Annotated in this window: 2 protein-coding genes; both read right to left on the reverse strand. The window is 76.2% G+C overall.

Annotated features, from left to right (window positions below):
* Positions 1-1,182 (reverse strand): beta-ketoacyl synthase N-terminal-like domain-containing protein (locus ACYVO2_RS37105; RefSeq protein ID WP_461012537.1); only part of this gene is annotated, 1,182 nt, incomplete at its 3' end.
* 31 nt (positions 1,183-1,213) lie between these two features.
* Positions 1,214-4,298: type I polyketide synthase (locus ACYVO2_RS37110; protein WP_461012538.1), on the reverse strand; the 3,085-nt coding region annotated here is incomplete at its 5' end.

Genomic DNA, 4,298 nt, shown 5'->3' on the forward strand with positions numbered 1-4,298 from the left:
CTTGATCACACCCGCCACACCCGCAGCGGCCTGCGCATGACCGATGTTCGACTTCAACGACCCCAACCACAAAGGACGCCCCGCATCCCGGCCCCGCCCATACGTGGCCAACAACGCCTGCGCCTCGATCGGATCCCCCAGCCTCGTCCCCGTCCCATGCGCCTCCACCGCATCCACATCCCCCGGCCCCAAACCCGCACTCGCCAACGCCTGCCGGATGGCGCGCTGCTGGGCCGGTCCGTTGGGGGCGGAGAAGCCGCTGCTGCCGCCGTCCTGGTTGACCGCGGAGCCGCGCACCACGGCGAGGATCCGGTGGCCGTCGCGGCGGGCGTCGGACAGCCGCTGGAGCAGCAGCACGCCCACGCCCTCGGCCCAGCCGGTGCCGTCGGCGGCGGCGGCGAAGGACTTGCACCGGCCGTCCGGGGAGAGCCCGCGCTGGCGGCTGAACTCGACGAAGCCTGACGGGCCGGTCATCACGGTCACCCCGGCCGCGAGCGCGAGCGTGCACTCGCCCTGCCGCAGCGACTGGCAGGCCAGGTGCAGGGCGACCAGCGAGGACGAGCAGGCCGTGTCCACCGTCACCGCGGGCCCTTCGAGGCCCAGCGTGTAGGCGACCCGGCCGGAGACGACGCTGCCGGAGTCACCGGTCAGCACGTACCCTTCGAGCTCCCGCGGCACCTGCCGGAGCAGGGCGGCGTAGTCCTGGTGCATGACGCCGGCGAACACCCCGGCCTTGGTGCCGCGCACGGAGGCGGGGGCGATGCCCGCGCGTTCGAACGCCTCCCAGGAGGTCTCCAGCAGCAGCCGCTGCTGCGGGTGCATGGCGAGGGCCTCGCGGGGGCTGATGCCGAAGAACGCGGCGTCGAACCCGCCCGCGTCGTCGAGGAACCCGCCCTCGCGGACATAGCTCTTCCCCGGCGCCTCCGGGTCGGGGTCGTGCAGGTCCGCCACGTCCCAGCCGCGGTCCTCGGGGAACGGGGAGATCGCGTCGGTACCCGACTCGACCAGCCGCCACAGGTCCTCCGGTGAGCGGACGCCCCCGGGGTAGCGGCAGGCCATGCCGACAATCGCGATCGGTTCGGACAGGGCGGCGGTCAGTTCGCGGTTGCGCTGCCGCAGCAGCTCCGCCTCCTTGAGGGAGGCCCGTAGCGCCCTGACGACTTCTTCACTGGAAGCGGCCATCGTCAACAACTCCGATTCGGTCGCGCACTGGTCAGTGGTCGCCGAGCGCTACTCGGACCAGGCTCTCCACGTCCATCGTGTCCAGGGAGGTGAGGGCGTCCGCCGCCTCGGGCTCGGGGGCCGCGGGGGTCGCCGCGGCGAGCCGCAGCAGCGCGTCCACGAGACCGGCCTCCTGGAAGCGGGCCAGTGGAATGGACGCCAGGGCCCGGCGGAACTCCTCCTCGCCCGCGGCCGGGACGGCGGCCCCGCCGTCCGCCGCGGCGGCTTCGGGGAGGAGCGCGGCGCGCAGGTGGCGGGCCACCGCGGCCGGGGTGGGGTGGTCGAAGACGAGGGTCGGGGTCACCCGCTGCCCGGTCGCCGCGGTCAGCCGGTTGCGCAGCTCCAGCGCGGTGAGCGAGTCCAGGCCGAGGTCCATGAACCCCCGCTCCGGGTCGATCGTTCCGGCCGCCTCGTGCCCCAGCACGGCCGCCACATGGGTGCGCACCAGGTCGAGCAGCAGCCGGTCCCGCTCGGCCTCCGGGGCGTCCGCGAGGCGCCGCCTGAGCGCGGCGGCAGACCCGGCGCCCGTGTCGCGGCGGGCCGGGGCGCGGACCAGGCCGCGCAGCAGGAACGGCACCTCGTCCTGCCACGCCGCCCCGGCCGTGTTCAGCCGGGCGGGGACCAGCACGGGGCGGCCGTCCGCCACGGCGGCGTCGAACAGCGCGAGCCCCTGCTCGGTGGCGAGCGGCAGCAGTCCGGTGCGGGCCAGCCGCCGCAGGTCGCCGTCGTCCATCCCGCCGGTCATGCCGCTGGGGGTGGCCCACAGGCCCCAGGCGAGGGACACCCCGGGCAGCCCGGCCGCTCCGCGGTGCCCGGCCAGCGCGTCCAGGAACGCGTTCGCCGCGGCGTAGTTGCCCTGCCCCGGGGCGCCGAGGGTGCCGGCGGCGGAGGAGAACAGCACGAACGCGGACAGGTCGCGGTCCCGGGTCAGCTCGTGCAGGTTCCAGGCGGCGTCCACCTTGGGGCGCAGCACCGCGTCCAGTCGCTCCCGGGTCAGCGAGGTGACCACGCCGTCGGCCAGCACTCCCGCGGTGTGCACCACACCGGTCAGCGGCACCCCGGCCAGGGCGTCCGCGAGGGCGGCCCGGTCCGCGGCGTCGCACGCCACGACGGTGGCGGTCGCGCCCAGCGCGGCCAGGTCGGCGCACAGCTCGCGCGCACCCTCGGCGTCCGGGCCGCGCCGGCTGAGCAGCAGCAGGTCCCGCACGCCGTGCGCCTCGGCGAGATGCCTGGCCACCAGGCCGCCGAGGGCGCCGGTGCCGCCGGTGACCAGCACCGTGCCGTCGCCGAACGCCCGGGTCGGCTCGGCCGCGGCGAGGTCCGCCCTGGCCAGCCGCGCCGCCCGGACCTGCCCGGAGCGCACCGCCAACTGGGGTTCGCCGGAGGGCAGGGCGGCCAGGAGCGCGGCGAACGACTCGGGGTGGCCGTCCACGTCGGCGAGGACCAGGCGGCCCGGGTGCTCCGCCTGCGCGGAGCGGACCAGCCCCCACACCGGGGCGTGGACGAGGTCGGCTCCGCCGTCCGCCGCGCCCCTGGTGAGCAGCACCAGGCGGGAGGCGGCGAACCGCTCGTCGGCCAGCCAGTCCCGGACCAGGCCGAGCGCCCGGTGGGTGGCGGCGCGCGCCGCTTCGGCGATGTCGCCGGGCGGCGGGTCGAGCAGGGGAGCGACCACGAACCGCGGCGCCTCGGGCGCGAGCGCCGCCAGGTCCGGGTGGACGGGCAGCCCCGTGCCGAGGTCGTCCTCACCGAGCAGCGCGACCCCGTCCGCGGGCTCCGCCGCCGTCGTGAGCGGCGTCCACTCCAGGTGGTGGAGCGGCCGGTCGGCGGCGCCCGCCCGCAACTGCCGGGGGCTGACCGGCCGGAACGCCAGCGACTCGGCCGACACCACGGGCGCGCCCGACTCGTCGGTGGCCGTCAGGGCCGTCGCGCCGGGCCCGGCCGGTGCGAGCCGCACCCGCAGCGCGGTGGCGCCGGTGGCGTGCAGGGTGACGCCGGTCCAGGAGAACGGCAGTCGCACCTCGTCCGCGCCCACGAGCAGCCCGGCGTGCAGGGCGGCGTCGAGCAGCGCGGGGTGCAGCGCGAACCGGTCGCCGTGCCGGTCCGGCGGCAGCTCCACCTCGGCGAACACCTCGTCCCCGCGCCGCCACGCCGCGACGAGCCCCTGGAACGCGGGCCCGTAGTGGAACCCGGTGTCCGCGAGCCGGTCGTACTCCACAGGCACCGGCACCGATCCGGGCGGCGGCCACGCCCCGCCCGACGGCGGCTCGCCGCTCCCGGTCTCCGGCGCCAGCACCCCGGCGGCGTGCCGGGTCCAGGGCTCGGCGGGGTCGTCACCGGCGCGGGCGTACACGCCGAAGGTGCGGCGGCCTTCGCCGTCGGGCGCGTTGACCCGCACCTGCACCCGCACCCCACCCCGCTCCGGCAGCACCAGCGGCGCCTGGAGCGTCAACTCCTCCACCCGCCCACCGGCGGCCAACGCCAACTCCACGAACGCCGTACCCGGAACCAGCACCGTCCCCCACACCGCGTGATCCGCCAGCCACGGATGCGACTCCAACGACACCCGCCCCGAGAACACCACCCCGCCCCCGTCCGCCAACTCCACACCCGCACCCACCAGGGCATGCGCGGCCACACCGGAGCCCGCGGCCGGGGCCTCCAGCCAGAAACGCTCATGCTGGAACGGGTAGGTGGGCAGGTCGAGGGGGGTGTGGCCGCCGGTGAACAGCGACGCCCAGTCCACGGTGACGCCGTGCGTGAACGCCTCGCCGACCGAGGTCAGGAACCGGCGCAGCCCACCGTCGTCCCGGCGCAGGGAGCCCACCGCGGGGATGTCCTCCACGCCGACGGTCAGCACCGGGTGCGGACTGCACTCCACGAGAACCGCGTCCTCGAACTCTCGGACGACGGGGTGGAAGAGGACCGGCTGACGCAGGTTCCGGAACCAGTACGCGGCATCCATCGTCGTGGTGTCCAGCGGTTCACCCGTGACCGTGGAGTGGAAGGGCACCTCGGCCCGGCGCGGGGTGATGTCCGCCAGGTCGCGCAGGATCCGGTCGCGGATCCGCTCCACATGC

The sequence above is a fragment of the Streptomyces capparidis genome (assembly GCF_054782095.1).